The 21,320-nt window shown below is 59.4% G+C and carries 15 protein-coding genes; 13 read left to right on the forward strand and 2 right to left on the reverse strand.

The genetic code is table 11. The features are described from left to right. Positions 1 to 162 precede the first annotated feature (162 nt). From ACWUI2_RS16030 to ACWUI2_RS16070, 9 genes are all read left to right on the forward strand, one after another. A complete protein-coding gene (locus tag ACWUI2_RS16030) occupies positions 163 to 861 on the forward strand; it encodes a winged helix-turn-helix domain-containing protein (RefSeq protein WP_486983855.1) in 699 nt (232 codons plus the stop codon). After that, positions 858 to 2,138 (forward strand): sensor histidine kinase, encoded by a 1,281-nt coding sequence (locus ACWUI2_RS16035; protein WP_486983856.1) that lies wholly within the window; start codon positions 858 to 860, stop codon positions 2,136 to 2,138. Before ACWUI2_RS16030 ends, ACWUI2_RS16035 begins: the two co-directional genes overlap by 4 nt. A 724-nt stretch (positions 2,139 to 2,862) precedes the next feature. After that, positions 2,863 to 3,969 carry a Na/Pi symporter gene (locus tag ACWUI2_RS16040; protein ID WP_486983857.1) on the forward strand — a complete coding sequence of 369 codons (1,107 nt, stop codon included), beginning with the start codon at positions 2,863 to 2,865 and terminating at the stop codon, positions 3,967 to 3,969. A 146-nt stretch (positions 3,970 to 4,115) separates the two neighbouring features. Continuing rightward, positions 4,116 to 5,084 (forward strand): PstS family phosphate ABC transporter substrate-binding protein, encoded by a 969-nt coding sequence (locus tag ACWUI2_RS16045; RefSeq protein ID WP_486983858.1) that lies wholly within the window; start codon positions 4,116 to 4,118, stop codon positions 5,082 to 5,084. Positions 5,085 to 5,416: 332 nt separating this feature from the next. Then, the gene (locus ACWUI2_RS16050) at positions 5,417 to 7,642 is read left to right on the forward strand and encodes an ABC transporter permease subunit (protein ID WP_486983859.1); all 2,226 of its coding nucleotides are present in this window, start codon (positions 5,417 to 5,419) and stop codon (positions 7,640 to 7,642) included. Between the two features lie 43 nt (positions 7,643 to 7,685). Next, a complete protein-coding gene (gene pstA / locus ACWUI2_RS16055; RefSeq protein WP_486983860.1) occupies positions 7,686 to 9,383 on the forward strand; it encodes a phosphate ABC transporter permease PstA in 1,698 nt (565 codons plus the stop codon). 9 nt (positions 9,384 to 9,392) lie between these two features. Further along, entirely contained in the window at positions 9,393 to 10,241 is an 849-nt protein-coding gene (gene pstB, locus ACWUI2_RS16060) for a phosphate ABC transporter ATP-binding protein PstB (protein ID WP_486983861.1), read from the forward strand. Between the two features lie 22 nt (positions 10,242 to 10,263). Beyond that, the gene (gene phoU / locus ACWUI2_RS16065) at positions 10,264 to 10,953 is read left to right on the forward strand and encodes a phosphate signaling complex protein PhoU (protein ID WP_486983862.1); all 690 of its coding nucleotides are present in this window, start codon (positions 10,264 to 10,266) and stop codon (positions 10,951 to 10,953) included. 122 nt (positions 10,954 to 11,075) lie between these two features. Then, positions 11,076 to 12,218 carry a porin gene (locus ACWUI2_RS16070; RefSeq protein WP_486983863.1) on the forward strand — a complete coding sequence of 381 codons (1,143 nt, stop codon included), beginning with the start codon at positions 11,076 to 11,078 and terminating at the stop codon, positions 12,216 to 12,218. Positions 12,219 to 12,308: 90 nt separating this feature from the next. Here ACWUI2_RS16070 and ACWUI2_RS16075 read toward each other — a convergent pair whose 3' ends face one another. Continuing rightward, positions 12,309 to 12,977, reverse strand: coding sequence for a rhomboid family intramembrane serine protease (locus ACWUI2_RS16075; RefSeq protein ID WP_486983864.1), 669 nt, complete (start codon positions 12,975 to 12,977; stop codon positions 12,309 to 12,311). A gap of 353 nt (positions 12,978 to 13,330) precedes the next feature. Here ACWUI2_RS16075 and ACWUI2_RS16080 point away from each other — a divergent pair, with 353 nt between their 5' ends. Both ACWUI2_RS16080 and ACWUI2_RS16085 read left to right on the forward strand, forming a co-directional pair. Then, the gene (locus ACWUI2_RS16080; RefSeq protein ID WP_486983865.1) at positions 13,331 to 15,511 is read left to right on the forward strand and encodes a glycoside hydrolase family 15 protein; all 2,181 of its coding nucleotides are present in this window, start codon (positions 13,331 to 13,333) and stop codon (positions 15,509 to 15,511) included. Between the two features lie 39 nt (positions 15,512 to 15,550). Next, positions 15,551 to 17,965, forward strand: coding sequence for an endonuclease/exonuclease/phosphatase family protein (locus tag ACWUI2_RS16085; RefSeq protein WP_486983866.1), 2,415 nt, complete (start codon positions 15,551 to 15,553; stop codon positions 17,963 to 17,965). Between the two features lie 197 nt (positions 17,966 to 18,162). On the opposite strand, the gene ACWUI2_RS16090 is transcribed toward ACWUI2_RS16085, so the two are convergent. After that, positions 18,163 to 18,969 (reverse strand): helix-turn-helix domain-containing protein, encoded by an 807-nt coding sequence (locus ACWUI2_RS16090; protein WP_486983867.1) that lies wholly within the window; start codon positions 18,967 to 18,969, stop codon positions 18,163 to 18,165. A gap of 71 nt (positions 18,970 to 19,040) precedes the next feature. Here ACWUI2_RS16090 and ACWUI2_RS16095 point away from each other — a divergent pair, with 71 nt between their 5' ends. Continuing rightward, the gene (locus ACWUI2_RS16095; RefSeq protein WP_486983868.1) at positions 19,041 to 20,183 is read left to right on the forward strand and encodes a Gfo/Idh/MocA family protein; all 1,143 of its coding nucleotides are present in this window, start codon (positions 19,041 to 19,043) and stop codon (positions 20,181 to 20,183) included. Between the two features lie 15 nt (positions 20,184 to 20,198). Next, positions 20,199 to 21,278: a Gfo/Idh/MocA family protein gene (locus ACWUI2_RS16100; RefSeq protein ID WP_486983869.1), complete on the forward strand. Its 1,080-nt coding sequence runs from the start codon at positions 20,199 to 20,201 to the stop codon at positions 21,276 to 21,278. The last annotated feature ends 42 nt before the right edge of the window (positions 21,279 to 21,320 follow it).

A 21,320-nucleotide genomic window follows, 5' to 3' on the forward strand; every position in this document is an offset into this window, starting at 1 on the left:
CGACGGGTGGAATGGTTCGGTTTTCGCCGGTTTTGACAACGTCAAACCGGGAGGGTTCTTGGAAAGTTTCGGGATCCTTCTCGCCAAATTGCTGCGGAGATGGCACAGAATTGTGACGAATCCGTGACATGGGGCGGATATAAAGGAGGTGGATTTAAAGTGATGAGCGAACCGACGCCGAAAATTTTGATCGTCGATGACGAAAAGGATGTGACCGAATTGGTCGCGTATCACCTGCGGGCCAAGCGGTGGAACGTCGAGACCTTGAGCGACCCGAACCGGATCCTGGAAGTCAGCCGGCGGTTTTCGCCCGACCTGATGATCGTGGACGTGATGATGCCCGGGATCGACGGATTGCAGATTTGCCGTTTGTTCAAGGCGGATCCCGCCTTCGCCCACGTGCCGATCATTCTCTTGACCGCCCGGGCCGAAGAGGAAGACCGGGTGAAAGGATTCGAGATCGGCGCGGACGATTATGTTTGCAAGCCATTCAGTCCCCGTGAGTTGACCCTGCGGGTGCAAGGTTTGCTGCGCCGTCGGGAGTCCAAGCCGGAGGAGGAGAGCCGTCGGTTTCGGATCGGGATATTATCTTTGGATGAAGAACGCCACGAAGTAACCGTCGACGGAAAACCGGTGGAGTTGACCCCGACCGAGTTCAAGCTTTTGGCCCTCTTGATGGAACGGCGGGGCCGGGTGCAGAGCCGGGAGCAGTTGTTGGTCAACGTCTGGAACTACGATGAAGAAATCGAGACCAGGACGGTCGACACCCACGTGATGCGTTTGCGGGAAAAACTGGGCAAGGCGGCGGAATTGATCGAGACCATCCGTGGCGTCGGCTATCGGATCGCGGGCGAACGATGAGTCCGTGGCTGTTGATCGTGCCGCTGGCGGCCGGGCTGGTTTGGGCGCTTTGGCGGATCCGAAACGAGAACCGTATCATTGATGGGCTTGCCCAATCGTTGCGGGAAGGGCACGGATTCCTCCGCGACACCGCCGATGGATTGTACCGGAAGGCCTCCTGGCGTCGTCTGATCGATTCCGCCAACGAAATTTTGGAGGAAAAAAAGCGGTTGGAGGCCGACCGCGCCGGACAAGTGGAACGGTTGAAAGCGACGTTGAGCAACATGCAGGAAGCGGTGCTGATCGTCGACGACCACGACCGGGTCTTGTTGGCCAACGAAGCATTCCGGCGCCTCTTTCCGGGCGGCGAGGAAGGGGACGAAGGGATTCGGATGGTTTTCCGCAACAGCGCCTTCAACGAGCAGATCGGGGAAGTCCGGGAAGGAAAAACCCCCGGGCGGAGGGAGATCGAATTTTCGGCGGTCGGGGGGACGGTATGGACGGAGGCGAGTGCGTCGCGAATCCCGGGATTCGGGGCGGAGACCGCCGATGCGACGTTGGTGGTGTTGCACGACATCACCCGTTTGCGTTTGTTGGAGTCGGTCCGAAAGGAGTTTGTGGCGAACGTCTCCCATGAACTGCGCACCCCGTTGAGCCTGATCAAAGGTTATGTGGAAACGCTCGCCGACCCGGAAGCGGAGATCCCGGAAGAAGATCGGCGGCGGTTCCTGGGAATCATCGACAAGCATACCACGCGTCTCGAACGGCTGGTGGAGGACCTTTTGGCTCTTTCCCGGTTGGAAAGCGGAAATCCGCGGTTGCGGAAAGAGACGATCGATCTCGGCGGCCTGATCGAAGAAATCGTCGAGAATTTCCGGACCGGGGAGAATGGCGCCCCCGGCCGTTTTTCGTTGAAAATCGAGGCGGAGCCGGTGGCGGTGCGGGCGGATCCGCTACGGATCGCCCAGGTTTTGGGAAACCTGTTGGAAAACGCCATTAAGTATTCCGGAGGGGAAGCCGAGATCGAAGCCGGGTCGTGTCGCGAAGGTGACTTCGTGAAGGTCTGGGTGCGGGACAACGGGGTGGGGATTTCGGCGAAGGATTTACCGCACATCTTCGAGCGATTTTATCGAGTCGACAAAGGGCGTTCCCGCGAAAGCGGCGGTACGGGCCTCGGTCTGAGCATTGTGAAACATATCGTGCAATTGCACGGAGGCCGGGTTTGGGCCAATAGTTCCCCCGGCCGCGGCACCTGCATCTGTTTCACACTGCCGGTGGCGGAAGAGTCGGCGGGTTGAGTCCGGGGAGGCAGGGGCGAGGGGGTCGGTCGAGGGGGGATGTCGCCCTTTCAGGGCTGGCTTTGTGGATGTTGCCTGAACCCAGGGCGTTGCCCTGGGCTGTAGGATGTCGCCCCTTTGGGGCTGGGGATCTGCGGAACGGTCAGACGAAGAAGGATGAATCGCGCCGGTCGGGAGATGTCGCCCTTTCAGGGCTTCGTTTTCAGATGGTCCTGGACCCAGGGCGTTGCCCTGGGCTGTAGGATTCCGCCCCTTCGGGGCTGGGCAGGGCGCGATTGAAAGTGGTGGGAAAAACAGACACCGTCTGTCATTGCGAGGAAGGAGGAACGACTGACGCGGCAATCCACGTTCCGGGAAGAGCATCTGGCCCTGGCGAGTTTTCGGGGATTCGCCCGAGGAACGACTGACGCGGCAATCCACGTTCCGGGAAAGGGGCCGCGGGTCGCTGTTTCGTGGATTGCTTCGTCGGCGGAGCCTCCTCGTAATGACACGACGCGGGGGGTCGAAGCAGGAGCCAACGGCAAAATGAAGGCTTGCGATTCGATTCGGGCCTCGGAACATGGTTCCTTGATGGATTTTCTAAGGTCATGCGAATCGGAATGGGTGCATGGGACCGGGGGCTTCGGACCCGGTGGTGAAGCTTGCCGGACCGGGGTGGTTTCATGCCCGGTGATTTGCCAGGCGGACGGTCCGGCGGGAGAATAGTTTTTCGCACCTTTTTTCGATGCCATTCAGCGACCTACCAAAACCAGCCGCTCTTGTTCTCAAAATTTTGGGGATTTTCCTCTGCCTTTACCTCTTCATCGTCGGAGTGAGTGGCATGGGCGAGGCCTTTAAGCTGTTCGGCAAGGAATTCGCCGAGCGGGTGCTGGCAACCACCGCGAATCCGGTCACCGGGTTGTTCCTCGGCATTTTGGCCACCTCGCTGGTGCAGAGTTCCTCGACCTCGACTTCGATCATCGTCGGGATGGTGGCGGGCGGAGCGATTTCCCTGGAAGGAGCGATCCCGATGATCATGGGCGCCAACATCGGAACGACTTTGACCGCGATGTTGATCTCGCTCGGCCACATCAACCGGCCGAACGAATTCCAGCCGGCTTTCGGCGCGGCGATGTTGCACATGACCTTCAACCTGATCGCGGTGGGGATCCTGTTTCCGTTGGAAATGGCGACCGGCGTCGTCACTCAGGGGGCGACCGTGCTCAGCGATCTTTTCCAGAACATGGGGGGGATGCGGATCAGCAATCCCCTTAAGGCGGCCACGGAACCGGCCATCAAGCTGTTGCTGTTCGTTCTGTTCAACAATGCAATCCTCCTGCTGATCGTTACGGTGGCGCTGACTTTCGCGATGTTGATCGCCATCGTGAAGTTGCTCCGGAGCCTGGTCCTTCGGCGATTGGAAGCGTTCTTCGACCGGTATTTGTTCCTCAACTGGCGCCGGGCGATGGCGTTCGGTTTTTTCCTGACCATCGCGGTGCAGAGCAGCTCTATCCCGACCGCGTTGGTGGTCCCGCTGGCCGGGGCGGGGATTTTGAAGTTGATCCAGGTTTATCCGTTCAACCTCGGGGCGAACGTCGGCACCACCATCACCGCGATGTTGGCCGCTCTCGCGACGGCTAATCCGACCGCGATCACCGTCGCTTTCGCCCACGTGTTGTTCAACCTGCTTGGGATTCTGTTGATCTGGAGCATTCCCCCGATCCGTCAGATTCCGTTGACGATCGCCGAATTTGTCGCCGCCCGGTCGACCCGCAAACGGATCATTCCCTTGGGGATCATCGGTGGCGTTTATTTCGTGATTCCATTCATCGTCATTCTGCTGGTGCGGTGACCGAATCACGCCGGGCGGAAAATCGGCGGATCAATCGCGCGAATTTACCCCTTTGTTTCGGAGAAGTCATCCGGTTGTGACATTGGGAGGCTAGTCTGGAGGTGAGCCTGACGAAAGGCTCGGAAGAAAACCAAGAACCAGACATTATGAAACAAGCACTCAAATTCGCGGGAATCGCTCTGTTGACGACCGCTTCCTTCGTGTCCGCCCAGCTGAGAGTCGATCCCGAACTGCCGGAATATACTCCGGTCTCCGGGATCTCCGGAAACCTGAACTCGATTGGTTCCGACACCCTGAACAACTTGATGCTCCTGTGGGGCGAAGCGTTCCGGGAAATCTACCCGAATGTAAACATCCAGGTCCAGGGCGCGGGCTCGGGAACGGCTCCCGCGGCCTTGATTGATGGGACCGCCCAAATCGGCCCGATGAGCCGCCCGATGACCGGCACCGAAAAGGATCGGTTCGAAGCCCGTTACGGCTACAAGCCGACCGAAGTCCGCGTCGGGATCGACGCCCTCGCCGTATTCGTCAATCGTGACAATCCGATCGAAGGGATGACGTTGCCGCAAGTCGACGCGGTATTCTCCAGCACCCGCCGCCTCGGCGCGCCGGCCCCCATTCTGAATTGGGGGCAACTCGGTCTCTCGGGGGATTGGCGGAACCGCCCGATCTCGCTCTACGGCCGCAACAGCGTGAGCGGGACTTACGGTCTCTTCAAGAGCATCGCCCTCGGCGGCGGTGACTTCGATGGAAACCGTTACCAGGAACAGCCCGGTTCTTCCACCGTGGTGCAATCGGTGACCGCCGACCGTTTCGGCATCGGGTATTCGGGAATCGGATATGCAACCTCCGGAGTCCGGGCGATTCCGATCGCCGCGGAAGAAGGTGGCGAATTCGTCGCACCGACCCCGGAAACCTGCATCTCCGGCGACTATCCGTTGGCCCGCTTCCTGTTCGTTTACGTGAACAAGAATCCCCGCCAGTCGATGGACCGCCTGACCTTCGAGTTCATCCGCTTCATCAATTCCCGCCAAGGCCAGGAAATCGTGGCCCGCGACGGATTTTTCCCGGTTCCCGCCGCCGTGGCCGAGGAGACCGTGAATTCCCTCCGTTGATTTGACCCATCAAACTGGATTTGCCAACGGGGACGTCATTAGGCGTCCCCGTTTTGCTGTCGGGCGGCGGAGTCAATCCGGCTCTCCCAGTGGACCCTCAAAACGTCTTTTCCCTATCTGCGGTCATTCGCGTTATCCGCGGTTCCCAACTTTTTCCCGATTGTGACAAAACCGTCATCCGGTTGTGACAATTCCTCATTAAGCTTCCCGGACCAACAGGATTCATGAGCACCACCACACATAACCCGCCAAAACCCGTCCAAACGCGAACCCGCCCGGCTGTTCCGGAGCGCTTTCAGGTGGCGAGACCGACTTTGTTCTTCGACCGCTTTATGAACCAGTTCATCAAGATCGGGGGACTGGCGGTGATCGGCGCGGTTTGCGCCATTTTTGTTTTCATTCTCCTGCAGATCCTTCCGCTCTTCCGGGGCGCCGAGGTCGCGGAGGACCGGACATTCGCCCTGGGCGAAATCGATATCGTGGAAATGGGCAGCGACGAATGGGGGGAATTACCGTTCTTCGTGACCGCCGACGGCCGCGTGCGCCTGTTCGATACGGTGGACATCGGCGGCGAGCACAACCGGGGATGGTTTGAGTTGCCGTTCGACCGGCCGGCCGATGCCGAGTTTTCGGTGGTCCGCTACAGCGAGCGCTCCGGCGACATCCTTTATGGCACCACCGACGGACGATTTTCGGCGGTTCGTTTGAGCTACCGTCCCTCCTTTCCCGACCGGGGCGGGCGCGAGGTGGTGGCGTCGTTGTCGCCGATTCCCTGGATGAACATCGGCCGGGCCGGTTATCCGATCGTCGATCTGGCTTACGGGGATTCCGGAACCCGGAAGCTCGCGGCCGCCATCCAGCGCATCGAAGGTGTTCCGGGATTGCACGTGGTGACCTTGAGTCAGCGGCGCACCTTGATGGGGTTGGGGGAACTCCGGGTGGACAACTCGTATGATTTAACTGAATACATGCTGGGCGACCCGCGTTTCGTTTTGGTCGGGGGCGAAGCCGATTCGATGTTGGTCGCTACCACGGAGGGAGATGTGAATTACATTTTTCATGACCGCCGTGAGTTTTACCTTCGGCAAACTTTCCGTCCTTTCGGGGATTTGCGCGACGCCCGTATTGCCAGCATGGATTTCGTTCTTGGTGATGTTTCGGTCGTCTTCACCCACGTTTCGGGAGCGATGCGGGTGTTCAGTCTGTTTCCCGATCCGGAGACTGGACGCCGGGTCTGGGGGCAGACCAAGGAGTTCCCGCCAATGCCCGGCGCGGCCTCTTTTTATTCGGCGGGAATGCGTAATAAAGCATTTATGGCCGGTCTCGGGAATTTCGCTTCCCTTCGCTATATGACCACGGAGAACATCCGGTGGGAGGAGGAACTTCCGTTTGAGGTCCAACGAGGATTGATCGGTCCGCGCTACGATCGACTGATCTTTCTGGATACCGAAAACAACCTCCACTATTACCGATTGAGCGATCCACATCCCCAGGCGAGTTGGAAGACTTACTTCGGGCGGATTCATTACGAAGGACGATCGGGGCCGGAGTTCGTCTGGCAATCGACCGGCGGAACTGACGATTTCGAGCGGAAGCTGTCCCTGGTGCCGCTGATCATTGGCACTTTGAAGGGGACGGTCTACGCGATGATGTTCGCGTTACCGATTGCTTTGCTGGCGGCGGTTTACACTTCGCAGTTTCTCGATCCGCGGATGAAAAAGATCGTCAAGCCGACGATGGAGATCATGGCCTCGCTTCCATCGGTCGTCCTCGGGTTTCTCGCCGCCCTTTGGTTGGCCCCGATCGTCAGCAATCAAATTCCGTCGGTCCTGGTGGCGATCATCGGCATCGTCGTAGGAGCTTTTTTTCTTGGGTCGGTTTGGAATCTCTTGCCCGGGAAGATCCGCTACGGAGTCAAGCCGGGGCATGAATACCTGTTGGTCGCTCCAGTGATGCTCCTGTTCGCCTGGATCGGATGGCGGTTGGGTGCCCGACTGGAGGAGATCTTCTTCGTGGTGACCGATCCGGAAACCGGTCGGCGGGTAGCGGACTTCCGCCTCTGGTTTCCGACGGTCACCAACCTGAACTTCGAGCAACGGAACGCGGCGGTGGTCGGCTTTGTTATGGGCTTCGCGGTGATTCCGATCATTTTCACCATCGCCGAGGACTCGATGGCGAACGTCCCTTCCGCCTTTCGATCGGGATCGCTGGCGCTTGGCGCCTCCAGGTGGCAGACCGCCATGCGGATTGTGTTGCCGACCGCATCGGCCGGGATTTTTTCGGCGACCATGATCGGGCTTGGACGGGCGGTCGGAGAAACGATGATCGTGGTGATGGCGACCGGGAACACTCCTGTCACCGATTTCAACATCTTCACCGGCATGCGGACCTTGTCGGCGAACATCGCGGTCGAGTTGCCGGAAGCGCCATATCTCGGAACGCTTTACCGGACGCTCTTTCTTGGGGCGATGGTGCTCTTCCTCATGACCTTTGTGGTGAACACCATCGCTGAAATCATGCGTCAACGCCTCCGGGAAAAATACCGGGCTGTGGAATAAGACGGACGGTGCAGGGATGATCCATTTTTCAACTACAAAACGTATGTATTCGAAGACCAAGAAACCCCGTCCGGCTCCGCCGAAGGGCGAAGTGATGGTGTGGTTTACCGCGGTCGGGCTCGCGGTCGGATTGGCGATGATCCTCGCCCTGCTGGCCCTGATCCTGGTGAACGGTGTCACTGTATTCTGGCCGAAGCCGGTCGCACTGCTTCAGTTCGAAGAAGGCGGGGAGTTCCGCGGCAGCCGGACGGTGGCGGGGGTGATCGTCGCCGAAGGGCCGAAAGACGACCGGGATCTGACGCCCGAGCAGAGGGAGAGCGACGACCCCCGCGACCGCCGCGAGATGCAGTTGTTTCTCGGCAATCGGGATGCCTACGGGGTGGCGTTCGCCCACTTCAATGTCGGGGCCATTGAGGAGATCTCCTATCCGACCGACTTGATCCATGCGGAGCGTCTGGAATGGGGACATGCGATCTTCCGACCGTTGAAGTTGCGCCTGGCAGATCAAACCGAAGTCGCCGCCGACGCTCCGGAGTTCGAGCGGAAGTTGCGGTCGCTGGTGCGAGAGGTAAATGAACGGAGGCGGACGATCGAACGGATCGAGCGGCGTCGGATCGGTCGGATCAATTTGCAGATGCGGGAACTTGAGTTGGAGCGCCGTTTTTACGAAGGGCGGGGAGCGCTCACTCAGGAGGAACGTCGTGCGCTGGAGGGATTGGAGGAACGGATCGCCGCTCTTCAGGCCGAATACGACCCGCTGGCGGCGGAGGCGCAACGACTCAGGAGCCGACAGCACGAGCACCAATTGATTGTTCGGTTGGCGACGGGAGAAGAGCGAACCATGCCGCTCGGGCATTTGGTCGGATTCTATTACCCGAACCAGCTTCACCTCGGACAGAAAACCGTCCTCTTCTTTAGTCATATCTGGGATTTCCTGAGCGGGTTCCCCCGGGAGGCGAACACGGAAGGAGGAATCTTTCCGGCGATCTTCGGAACGTTTGTCATGACGCTCATCATGAGCGTCGCGGTGACTCCGTTTGGAGTGATGGCCGCAATCTACCTGCGGGAATACGCCCGGCAAGGCCCGTTCGTCCGATCGGTCCGGATTGCGATCAACAACTTGGCGGGCGTCCCCTCGATCGTATTCGGAATTTTCGGACTCGGATTCTTCGTCTACTTCATGGGCGGAACGATCGACCGGCTCTTTTTCCCGAAGGCGTTGGCCAGCAACACGCCGACCTTTGGGACCGGCGGAATCATGTGGGCTTCCCTGACGCTGGCGCTGATGACCGTGCCGGTGGTGATCGTCGCCACGGAAGAAGCTCTGGCGGCGGTCTCGCGGGGCGTGCGGGAAGGATCGTTGGCATGCGGGGCCTCGAAATGGCAGACCATTCAGAATCTTGTCTTGCCGGCGGCGGCCCCGGGGATTTTGACCGGCTTGATTCTGGCGATGGCTCGGGGGGCGGGGGAAGTCGCGCCGTTGATGTTGGTCGGCGTGGTCGCTCTGGCGCCCAACCTGCCCCTTGACACGATGTTTCCGTTCATCCACCCGGAGCGGAAGTTCATGCACCTCGGGTTCCATATCTACGACCTCGGTTTTCAGTCGCCCGACTCGGAGGCGGCCAAACCGATGGTCTTCGCCACCACCCTGGTGCTGATCTCGTTGGTGATTCTATTGAATCTCGCCGCCATTTTCATTCGCAACCATCTCAGGAAGAAATACCGCGCATCCACATTTTAAGGACGTTTCATGAGCAACTCAACCATCACAGAACGACAAACCGGCTCGGGCGAACGGCACCCGGCATTCGCTCCCGGGGCCGTGCCTCCGACAGAGAAAGCCGACCAGGCATACATCCGGATCGAGGATTACCGGTTTTGGTACGGATCGACCCAGGTGTTGTTCGACTTGAACCTCGACATTCCAGAGCGTCAAGTGACGGCGTTCATCGGTCCCTCCGGTTGCGGAAAATCGACCCTGTTGCGAAACATCAACCGGATGAACGATCTCGTCGATGGGATTCGTCACGAAGGGGACATCACGATCCATGGAGACAGCATTTACGATCCCTATCTTGAAGTGATCTCGCTGCGGAAACGGATCGGGATGGTGTTTCAGAAATCGAATCCGTTTCCGAAGTCGATTTACGAAAACATCATCTACAGCCTCCGGGTGGCCGGCCGCAAAAAGAAGGGCGAACTGGATGAAGCCGTGGAGCGGAGTCTCCGCGGGGCGGCTCTCTGGGATGAGGTGAAAGATCGACTGCACGAAAGCGCTTTCAGTCTTTCCGGAGGTCAAATGCAGCGGTTGTGCATCGCGCGGGCCATCGCGAACCAACCGGAGATCCTCTTGATGGATGAGCCCTGCTCGGCGCTCGACCCGATCGCCACTGGAAAAGTGGAGGAGTTGATCCATGAGTTGAAGAAGGATTTCACCATTGTGATCGTCACCCACAATATGCAGCAAGCGGCGCGGGTTTCCGACAGGACCGCCTTCTTTTATCTCGGCAAATTAATCGAATATGATGAGACCGAGAAAGTTTTTCTGAATCCATCGGATCCACAGACCGAGGCGTATGTGGCCGGCCGGTTCGGATGATCCCACCAACGAATACACCAGAATGAAACGTTTCTTTGAACAGGAGTTGTTTGTGATGCGCGACCATCTCACCCAGATGGCGCGCAAGGCGGTCGAGCAGGTCCGCCTGTCGGTCGAAGCCCTCGAAAAACAGGATACGCAGTTGGCAGCCTGGATCCGGGCCGAGGACGACGAGTTGGACCGATTGGAAATGGAGGTCGACGCCGAGGCGATCCGCTATATTTCCCTGCGGGCACCGGTGGCGAAGGAACTTCGCATGGTGGTGATGGCGATGAACGTCGGCCATGAAATCGAACGGGTGGGTGACGAGGCCAGCAATATTGCCAAGCGGGTCCAGAAGCTGGCACATCACGAACGGTCGATGCCTCTCCCGGAGGAGATCGCCGAAATGGCCGAACGGGTGGATTCGATGCTGGAACGGGCAGTGGAGGCCCTCCTCGAAGGGGATGTCGAGAAGGCCCTCGGCGTTTGCCAGGCCGACGCGGCGGTCGATGAGATCCACAAGCAGTTTAGTCGGAAAATGACCAAGCGGACCGTGGAGGATTCCAGTGTGGCGCCGGTTGTCATCGAACTCTTGTTCGTCGCTCGTTCGCTGGAGCGGATCGGCGACCATGCGACCAACGTGGCCGAGGAAGTTGTTTACATACAGCGCGGCCAGGATATTCGTCACGCCGCCAAGCCGCCGGAGCAAAAACCGGCGAATTCGAATTGAATTTTCGGATACGTGACAATTCCGACATGAAGTTGTGACATTTATCGGGTAAAAGCTTATTCAGTCTTCGGTTTGTTCCACGAACGGACTGCCGGGGGCCACACCAGAAACTCATTCCATATATGAACCTAATCCAAAGCAAAAAAACCGGGATCGCGGTAAGCGCCGCGATCTGTTTATCCCTGAGCCCGGCGGCGTTCGGACAGAAGGAGCTCGTCGAGGCCTTGGTCGAGAACGGGCACCTCACCGCGGAACAGGCTGAGAAAATCCTGACTCCGGCCCGGCCTTCGATCGTTCCGGCGGGGACGAACTTTAAGGACTTTCGCATCCGCGGTCGCATCCAGACTCAGTTCGGATACGTCCGGGCCGAAGACGATACCGGCAGCGAATCGTACTCGACTCTGGAGTTGAGGCGGGTCCGTCTCGGCGCTCAAGCGACGCTGTTGCAAAACGTCCGGGCGCAAATGGAGATGAACCTCGTTCCGGGATCCGACTTCACCATGCGGTCGGCTTTTCTCCAATGGCGGGAACATGAGCAAGCGTATCTGAAGGTTGGTTACGACCGTCCGGCGTTCGGGTTGGAGCGGACCACTTCTTCGGCCAGCATCTTCACGGTCGAGCGTTCGCATTTGACCAATACCATTATCTCCAATGACATGCTTGGCGCGTCGTTGGAAGGCAAGATTGCTCCCTTCAGTTACGGGGCCGGTGTTTACACCAACCGCGACGGAATGAATCCGGCCAACAACGCCCGTTACCTCTACAACGGCAGCGTCGGTCTCGATCTCGGGCATCTGATGCCGGAGGATCACGGTCTGCGCCTTCGGGCCGACGTGTTGTTGAACGACGACGCCGGTGGTAATTTCGGTTTTGAGGAAGGCTTCGCTCTGAGTGCGGCCTGGACTTACGGTCCGTTCGAATTGAGCGCCGAGTATCTCCACGCCAACACCTTCGGTGGCGACACCACGAACGGATGGTACATCATTCCCTCTTACTTCGTCACCGAGAAGGTCCAACTCGTCGGTCGTTACGAGTGGATGGATTCCGACGCGGGCAATGGGATTCGTTCGCCCAGTCGATACTCGCGTCGGGTGGCCGATCTCCGGGGCGACGGCTACCAGGCCCTCTACGGCGGGGTCAATTATTACGTGAAGGGAGACGCCAACAAGTTCATGGTAGGGGTTGAGCTTGCGGAGTTGGACAACACCGCCCTCGGCGATCAGGAGGCCGTCACTCTCTACGGTGCCTGGCGGGTGCTGTTCTAATCGATCGGCAACCTATTTCATGTGGTGAATCAGCGGGGACGGCGACGTCCCCGCTTTTTTGCCTGTAGCGGTTCGGCGAAGCCAACCCTGTTAAATCTTCGACGGACGTTTTTTCCACCGCTTGCTGATGAGGAATCCGGCGACGAAACCTCCGAAGTGGGCCCACCAGGCGACTCCGCCGGTCTCGGCGTCGGCGGCCATCATTGTCCCGATTCCCTGCCATATTTGCAGGGCGAACCAAGCAATCAGGAAAAGGAAAGCCGGCACTGGAATGATCGGGGCGAACCAAATCGGGACGAACGTAAAGATGAGCGCTTTGGGGAAAAAGATCAGGTAGGCCCCGAGCACTCCGGCGATCGCTCCGCTGGCCCCGACCATTGGGATCGGCGAGAATGGTCCGACCGCGAATTGGGCGAAGGCGGCCCCCAAGCCTGAAAGCAGGTAAAGCAGGAAGTAACGGAACGACCCGATGCGGTCTTCCACGACGTTTCCGAACAGCCAGAGGAACCACATGTTGAAGAGAAGATGGAGAAAACTTCCATGGAGGAACATCGAGGTGACGACGCTCGCCGCGGTTTCGGGGGTGGGGGAATCCGTGAGATTGGCCGGGATGAATCCGAATTGGTGAATAAACGGGAGGAGTTGGCCTTGTTGATGCAAAAACAACTGGTAGCCGAACACTCCGACGTTCGTCAGGATCAAGGCGAGGGTGAGCACCGGCTTCTTCCGGCGGACGTTGTTGTCGAAAAGAGGGACCATGAGCGACGGAGAATACCGGCGACGCGCACGGAAATGCGAGCTCTGAAAAGGACGATAGACGATAGTACCCGGAACGGGAACACACCCCACCGCTCTGGCGAGCGGTCCCCCCCTCTCTAGAGGGGATCGGCGTGAAAAAGTTCCCCTCTTGAGAGGGGGGCCATGCGCCAGCATGGTGGGGTGTGTCGCGATCAGGGGACTCGACGATGATGGGACGCTGGGTTTGCATCCTTGCGGCTTTTCTGGGATAATGTCCTTAGGTTATGAGGTACAAGTGGTTTCCATGGAAGTTTGTCGTTAAAAAACTGGCCAGGCGGCATGGGTTCTTGGATCCGCTTTCGATTTTAGCCCAGATGCAGCGGTTCGCGCAGCCCTCCGAAGTCGGGGAACCGGTGGAATTGCTTCGGGCCGGGATGATTTTTCATGCCCGAGGATTAATGAACGTCCGGGCCATCCAGCATAACCTCGATTGGATCTGGCCGTATTGGGTGGTCCGTCAATTCGATCCGGCCGACGAATCGTTCGTGCCGCGGGCGTTTTCCTTTTCCCATATCAACATGACCCACCGCAATTGGACCGCCGTCGGTCTGCCCGACTGTCCGGCGATGCCAATCGTCGATCCGCGGGGATTGGTGACCCCGTTTTACGACGGCTGGTCGGTCGATGTCTGGATCGTCACCGAGAAAGGTCCGGCCCTCGTTCCGGCTCGGCAGTTGGAGGCGGACCAGGAACTGATTCTCGATCCGACGGTGAAGGTGGTCAGCGGCGCGGAAAAGGCTGGGTTCGGCTTGCGGCAGGAAGTGGAACTGGTCTGGGAGGAAGGGGAACCGCGCTGCCGGATCCGGGTGGCCGGAGCGGCCCCGGAGAAAGCGTGGTTGGCGGTGGCGGTCCGTCCGTACAATCCGGAAGGAGTCAGTTTTATTTACGACCTCTCCTGTTCGAAGGATCGGTCGAAGATCACGGTAAACAAGGAACAGGAGGTCTGGCTCGACCGACCGGCGGAGCGGATCGCGTTTTCGCGGTATCACGAAGGAGATATTTCCAACCATTTGTTCGAAAGTCCGGATACGGACCGGTCCGAGTGCGACGTCGGCATGGCGACGGTCGCGGCGTTGTTTCCGATGGAGGCGTCTGGGGAAACCGCCCTGAGCGTGACCATCCCCCTCGCCGGAGACGAAGAGATGAAGCGGGGGCACACTTACCCGTTGCGGGAAGTGCCGGGATGGACGGAGACCTTGGCGCCCTCCAGTCGGATGCGTGTCGCCGACGAACGGATACAGTTTCTTTATGACGCGGCGGTGCGAACCCTGGTTCTCCATTCGCCGCTGGACGTTTATCCGGGGCCCTACACCTACAAACGCTTTTGGTTCCGGGACGCCGCGTATTTGATCGACGCGCTATTGACGGCGGGTTTCGTCGCGCGGGCCGAACGGGCGTTGGACCAGTTCGCCCACCGGCAGACGGCGGCCGGGTATTTCCGTTCGCAGGAAGGGGAATGGGATTCGAACGGGGAAGCGATTTGGATTTACTGGCGCTTTTGCCGACTCACCGGGCGTAAGCCGAAGCCGGAATGGTTGAAAGCGATTCGCTCCGGGGCGCGGTGGATCGGTCGCAAACGGGAGCCGTCGGGGACTGGCGAGAAACACGCCGGATTGCTGCCGGCCGGGTTCAGCGCGGAGCATCTCGGTCCGAACGATTATTATTATTGGGACGATTTCTGGGGTGTGGCCGGATTGCGGGCGGCGGCGGAGTTGTTGGAGGAGGAAGGCGATTCGAAGGCGGCGGACGGGTTTCGGACGGAAGCGGACGACTTCATGGAAGCGATCGAAACGACGATCGCGGCGACCCGTTCCTACGCCAACCGCGGCTCGATTCCGGCTTCCCCCTATCGTCGGATGGATGCCGGGGCGATCGGATCGATCGTGGTTGATTATCCGTTGAAACTCTGGAAACCCGGCGATTCCCGGGTGATTGCCACAGCGGATTTTTTATATGCCAACTGCTTCGTGAAAGGAGCGTTTTTCCAGGACATGATCCATTCCGGCTTGAACGCCTATCTGACGCTGCACCTGGCGCAAGTTTATCTGCGGGCGGGCCGGGCGGAGCGGGCGTTGGAGTTGGTTGAAAGCGTCGCGACGGCGGCCTCTCCCACCGGTCAATGGCCCGAGGCGATCCATCCCCGGACCGAAGGCGGATGCATGGGGGACGGCCAGCATGCCTGGGCGGCGGCCGACTGGTTGATCGCGGTGCGGAATTTTTTCGTGCGGGAGGAAAAGGAGGAAATTGTGTTGCTCTCCGGCGTGCCGGAAAAGTGGATACCGGAAGATGGCGGAGCGGCGAGTCTCGGTCCGACTCCGACCCGCTGGGGCGATGTGACCGTGTCGGTCCGCCGCGAAGGAAGTGGGATGAAAGTCGTCTGGCAAGGGAAATGGCGGGAAGGAGACTGTCGGATTCGGGTGGCCTTGCCCGGATTCGAAGAGGTGCAAGTTTCGGATGAGTCCGGGGAAGTGTTGCTGAAACGTGCGGTCGGCTGAGGCCCGGGGGCGGATCGGCCCGGTTGTATTCAATTTATTGTGATTGAGAAAATCGAGTCGTGGATTCGCCGACTCCGGCGAAAGATCAGCCGGAGCGAAATCTCGTTGCGATTGCTTGGCTTGATGCCGGAGGAAGGGACGCAGGCGGAGCCTGGGTTGTTGATCATCCAAGTGGACGGGTTGTCCCGGCGGCAATTGGAGCGGGCGATCGTCCATCGGCGGATGCCGTTTTTGCATCGATTGCTGCGGCGCGAGAAATACGAGATGCACTCGCACTACTCCGGTTTGCCGTCGAGCACCCCGGCGGTGCAGGCGGAGGTCTTTTACGGAGTGCGGGGGGCGGTGCCCGCTTTCAGTTATTACGACCGGGAGCGGGGGGAAGTGGTGCGGATGTTTACCCAGGACGCCGGGCTCCGGATGGAGGAGGAGTTGGAGAAGAAAGGGGAACCATTGCTGAAAGGAGGAAGCGCCTACGCCAACATCTATTCGGGCGGCGCCGAGGAGAGTCATTTTTGCGCGCGGGATCTCGGGTGGGGAGGGGCGAAGAAGGCGCCGTCGCGGTTGCGCGGGACGACGGTGTTGATGTTGAACGCCTTCGGGTTTTTCCGGATGCTCGGTTTGATGGCGGTAGAGTTCTTTCTCGCCTGGATCGATTTTTTCCGAGGCTTGGCAAAAGGGGAGAGTTTGTGGAAGGAGTTGAAGTTCGTTCCGGCCCGGGTGGCGGTGTCGATCGGGTTGCGGGAATTCATCGTCGCCGGTGCCTCGATCGATCTGGCTCGGGGAAAGCCGGTCGTTCATTTGAATTTTCTCGGATACGACGAGCAAGCGCATCGGCGGGGACCATCGTCGGCGTTCGCCCATTGGACCCTGCTCGGGATCGACGGGGCGATCCGGCGGCTTTACAGCGCGGCGGTGCGGTCGCATGCGCGGGACTACAGTGTCTGGATTTTCTCGGACCACGGGCAGGAGGAGACGGTTGGATTCGAGCGGGAATGCGGGCGGCCGTTGCGGGAAGTGATGAAAGAAGTGTTCGAAGAAAGCGATTCGCAGGTGTGGTCGCGTCACGCGGACGAACGGCGGGTGCAGGAGGAGCGGGCGCATTGGGCTGGTTTCCGGAAGGCGCCGCAGCGGCGGTTGAACGAACGGCACATTCCGCAAAAGCCGTCGGAAGAGCGGATCGTGATCGCTTCGATGGGACCGGTCGGGCATGTTTACGATCTGTCGGAAAAACCTGGATACGATTGGATGAAGGTGGCCGAGAAAATGGTGGCCCGGGGAGTGCCGATGGTGTTGTTTTGCGGAACCGGCGAGGAAGTCTTCGGGGTGAACGCCGATGGGCAGTTTCAATTGCCGCGGGATGGGGCTGCGCTTTTCGGTCAGGACCATCCGTTTTTGGAAGATGTGGTCCAGGATTTGATCCGTTTGGTGAAACATCCCCGGGCGGGGGACTTCGTGATATCCGGATGGCGGGCGTCGCGTCGGATGCTGAGTTTTCCGGATGAAAACGGGGCGCACGCCGGGCCGGGGCGGGAGGAAGTGCATGGCTTTCTGCTATTGCCGCCGGGAACGCCGATTTTGTCGAACCGGCCGGGATATTATCGTCCGGGCGATCTGCGGCGGGCGGCGTTGCATCATCTCCAGCGTGAGCCGTTTCCGCGGGGGAGTCATTCGGTGCGGGCTCCCGGGCAATTGACGGACCGGATTCGGGTGATGACCTACAACATTCACGGTTGTCTGGGGATTGACTCGAAGCTCTCTCCGGCGCGGATCGCCCGGGTGATCGCGCGGCATCAGCCGGATGTGATCGCCCTGCAGGAAGTCGACGTCGGGCGGACCCGGAGTGGATGGGTGGATCAGGCGAAGATGATCGCGGACCTGTTGTTGATGAAATTTCATTTTTATCCGGCGTTCGAGATCGAGGACGAGAAGTACGGCCTGGCGGTGTTGAGTCATTTTCCGATGAAGCTGGTGAAAAGCGGGGCGTTGCCCGGGTTGCCGGACCGCCCGGATCTGGAGCCCCGGGGGGCGCAATGGATCGCGCTCGATCTGGGCGGAGGGCGGGAGGTGCAGGTGGTCAACACCCATCTCGGGTTGCGTTTCCGCGAGCGGCGGAATCAGGTGGAGGCGATTTTGGGGGAAGAATGGCTGGGGCAGTTGAAGAAGGACGATCCGCTGATTATTTGCGGGGATTTGAACGCGTTGCCCGATTCGTTCGTGCACCGGGAGATTTGTACCCGGTTTTCGGATGTGCAGCAGAAGACGCCAGAGCACCGTCCGTTGCGGACGCTTTATGGGCGTTATCCGTTGGGGCGGATCGATCACATTTTTATTTCGTCGCACTTCGACGCCCAGCGGATCGAGGTGCCGCGGACGACCTTGACGATGGTGGCCTCGGATCATCTGCCGGTGCTGGCGGAGCTACGGTTGAGAACCGCGGATGGCACGGAAAGGTGAGGGAGGGGGAAGGGGGGAGGCACTGGGGGGAGAACCGCAGATGCACTGGGGGCTGTGGCACTGGGGGGCACTGGTTTTTGACCGCAGATGGGCGCAGATAGGCGCGGATGCACTGGGGGGCACTGGGGGGCACTGGTTTTTGACCGCAGATGGGCGCGGATAGGCGCGGATGCACGGGGGGGCACTGGAGGTTTTCTTTAGCCGGCGCGGGTTTTGCGGAATTGGCTGGGGGGGAGGCCGCGGAAGTGTTTGAACTGGCGGCTGAAAAAATAGACGTCGCTGTAGCCAAGGCGTTGGGCGATGGCGTTGATGTCGAGGTGGGTTTCGAGGAGGAGGTGCTCGGCGCGGGCGATCCGTTCGCGGATCATGAATTGGGTCGGGGCGTAGCCGGTGAGGCGTTTGAAGTTGCGGGAGAAATGGACGTCGGAGAGGCCGACCTCGCGGGCGAGTTCGGCGACCTGGTAGGCGGCGGCGGGATTGCGGCGGATGCGTCCGATGATTTCGAGGATTTTTCCGGAGGGTTCGTTTTGGAAAGGACGCTCTTGATTGAGGCGGAGGGTTTGGAGCAGAAAGGAGAGTCCGGTGAAAATCGGGGTGACGTCGCGGTTGCGGATTCCGAGATGGAGGGTGGTGAGGTGGCGGCAAAAATGTTGGAGCCAGACCAGTTGTTGGAATTGTTTGCCGGATAATTCCGCCGCCAGGGCATCGAGTTCGGTCGCGGCCCGTTTCGTCTTGGGAATCAGGTGGACGGCGAAATTGGCGAAGCGGAGGGAGTCCCGCATTTGGCCTTCGAGTGGCTCGTCGGGGATGAAAAGAAAACAGCTTCCGGGAATGAAAGTTTGGGATTTTGCACCGAATCTCATTGTTCCGGATCCTTCGAGCGCGATCCAGAGGTTGTAGTGGGGCCGCCTTGCGCTGTGCCAATTCCACGCGGAAGGGTATTCGTGGATGAAGATATCCTTGAGGGAAAGGTTGGCCGGCAGACTCGGGATTGGCTCGGACATGATGGAATAGTGCAAAAGGATGGCATCATTATCTATTTTCACGCAAGGGGTTTTTCGGTAGGCTGTCCGCCATGAAGAAATCGGAGTCGGTGCGTTTGGGCATCATCGGGGTCGGAAGTATGGGGCGGAACCATGCCCGCAAGGTCGCCACCGGTGGGGTTCCCGGGCTGGAACTGACCGCCCTGGCCGACGCCGATCAGACCCGGTTTGCCGAATTTCCCAAGGCGAAACAGTTCTCCGACGCGGGCGAGTTGATCGTCTCCGGAGAAGTCGACGCGGTATTGATCGCGACCCCGCATTACAGTCACACCTCGCTCGGAATCGCCGCGTTAGAGGCAGGGCTTCATGTGTTGGTGGAGAAGCCGATCTCGGTGCACAAGAAGGATTGTGAGCGGTTGCTGGCGGCCCATGATCCGGCGAAAGGACAGGTCTTCGCCGCGATGTTCAACCAACGGACCGATCCCCGTTACCGGAAGTTGAAGGATCTGATCGATGGCGGAGACTTGGGGCGGGTGCAACGGATCGATTGGGTCGTCACCGATTGGTTCCGGACCAATGCCTACTACCGGCTCGGTGGTTGGCGGGCGACTTGGGAAAAGGAGGGCGGAGGTGTTCTGCTAAACCAATGCCCCCACAACCTCGACCTTTGGCAATGGTTGTTCGGGATGCCGTCTACGGTTTACGCCCGGTGCCGCCTTGGGTGTCATCATCCGATCGAGGTGGAGGATTCGGTCACCGCCATGCTCGAATACGAGGATGGCGCCTATGGGGTGTTCGTCACGACGACGGGAGAGGCGCCTGGGGTGAACCGCCTGGAAGTGGCGGGCGACCGGGGGCATGTCGCGGTGATGCCGGACGGATTGGTTTTCCGCCGTAACGACCGCCCGGCGTCGGAGTTCTGCCGGAGCGCGGTGGATCCGTTCGAGAAACTTCCCTTTATGGAAATGAAATTTCCGACCGAAGGCCGGGGAGAGCAGCAGACCGGAATTCTCAAGAATTTTGTCAATGCGATTGTCGGCAAGGAGGAGCTGATCGCCCCGGCGGTGGAAGGCATCCGTTCGGTGGAATTGGCGAACGCGATGGTGCTGTCGTCGTTTCGCGGACAAACCATTCATTTGCCGATGGACGCGGAGGAATACGCCGCGGAATTGGAACAGAAAATCGACGAATCCCGTCTCAGGAACGAGCGCGGGACCGCAGTCGAGTGCAGTTAGAAAACAATAAGTGATATGAGCAAAGACGGAATGAATTACATGCCGGAAATGAAACCGGCGGAAGTGGTGAAACGGGGCGAGTTTGTGTTCGCCGCCAGCCATTTCGATCACGGCCACATCTATGGGCAGACCATGGGTCTGCACAACGCCGGCGGGGTGTGCAAATACATCTGCGAAACGCGGCCGGAGAAACTGAAGCCGCTTCAGTCGCTGATCGACAACGGCACGAAAGTGGTGAGCGATTTCCGGGAAGTTCTCGACGACCCCGAGGTGCAACTGGTGACCTCCGCCGCGATTCCGAACCAGCGCTGCGAGGTCGGGATGCAGGTGCTCGACGCCGGCAAACATTACTTCACCGACAAATCTCCCTTCACCACCTTGGATCAATTGGCGACCGCCCGAAAAAAAGTGGCGGAGACCGGGCGGAAATACATGGTCTGCTATTCCGAGCGCCTCAGCAGCGAGTCGGCTTGGTACGCCGGGGAATTGATCGCCCAAGGGGTGATCGGACGGGTTCTCCAGGTCTTGAATCTTGCGCCCCACAATCTCGGCGCGAAGTCCCGTCCCGACTGGTTTTTCCAGAAGGAATGCTATGGCGGGATTTTGACCGACATCGGCTCCCACCAGTTCGAGCAATTCCTCGCCTACACCGGAGCAGGCGGCGGCAAGGTAAACTTCGCCCGGGTGGAGAATTTCGCCAATCCGGAGTATCCCGGTTTGGAGGATTTTGGGGAAGCCTCACTCACCATGGACACCGGCGCCTCCTGCTATTGCCGGATCGATTGGTTCAACCCGAAAGCCTCCAAAGTCTGGGGCGACGGCCGGACCTTCATCCTCGGGGAAAAGGGGTATATGGAACTCCGGAAGCTCGTCGACCTCGGCACCGAAAACGAGGGGAACAAGATTCTGTTGGTCAACGAAGACACGAACACCGTCATCAACTGCAAAGGCAAGGTCGGTTTCCCGTTCTTTGGAAAACTGATTCTCGACATCCTCAACGGCACCGAGGAAGCGATGACCCAGGAACACGCCTTCATGGCCGCCGAGCTTTCGATGAAAGCCCAGGAAGCCGCCGACGCCGCTCGTCGCGGATGATTCGCGGCTGAGAGAAAGGGGCGGAGGCGTCCCAGCCTCCTC

It is taken from the genome of Verruconatronum alginivorum (genome assembly GCF_056590205.1).

Coding starts and splice junctions, on each gene's coding strand:
- ACWUI2_RS16095 (WP_486983868.1), top strand. CDS start 19,041: ATGAAGAAATCGGAGTCGGTGCGTTTGGGCATCATCGGGGTCGGAAGT.
- phoU (WP_486983862.1), top strand. CDS start 10,264: ATGAAACGTTTCTTTGAACAGGAGTTGTTTGTGATGCGCGACCATCTC.
- ACWUI2_RS16030 (WP_486983855.1), top strand. CDS start 163: ATGAGCGAACCGACGCCGAAAATTTTGATCGTCGATGACGAAAAGGAT.
- pstB (WP_486983861.1), top strand. CDS start 9,393: ATGAGCAACTCAACCATCACAGAACGACAAACCGGCTCGGGCGAACGG.
- ACWUI2_RS16100 (WP_486983869.1), top strand. CDS start 20,199: ATGAGCAAAGACGGAATGAATTACATGCCGGAAATGAAACCGGCGGAA.
- ACWUI2_RS16075 (WP_486983864.1), bottom strand. CDS start 12,977: ATGGTCCCTCTTTTCGACAACAACGTCCGCCGGAAGAAGCCGGTGCTC.
- ACWUI2_RS16040 (WP_486983857.1), top strand. CDS start 2,863: ATGCCATTCAGCGACCTACCAAAACCAGCCGCTCTTGTTCTCAAAATT.
- ACWUI2_RS16050 (WP_486983859.1), top strand. CDS start 5,417: ATGAACCAGTTCATCAAGATCGGGGGACTGGCGGTGATCGGCGCGGTT.
- ACWUI2_RS16045 (WP_486983858.1), top strand. CDS start 4,116: ATGAAACAAGCACTCAAATTCGCGGGAATCGCTCTGTTGACGACCGCT.
- ACWUI2_RS16080 (WP_486983865.1), top strand. CDS start 13,331: ATGCAGCGGTTCGCGCAGCCCTCCGAAGTCGGGGAACCGGTGGAATTG.
- ACWUI2_RS16070 (WP_486983863.1), top strand. CDS start 11,076: ATGAACCTAATCCAAAGCAAAAAAACCGGGATCGCGGTAAGCGCCGCG.
- ACWUI2_RS16035 (WP_486983856.1), top strand. CDS start 858: ATGAGTCCGTGGCTGTTGATCGTGCCGCTGGCGGCCGGGCTGGTTTGG.
- ACWUI2_RS16090 (WP_486983867.1), bottom strand. CDS start 18,969: ATGTCCGAGCCAATCCCGAGTCTGCCGGCCAACCTTTCCCTCAAGGAT.
- pstA (WP_486983860.1), top strand. CDS start 7,686: ATGTATTCGAAGACCAAGAAACCCCGTCCGGCTCCGCCGAAGGGCGAA.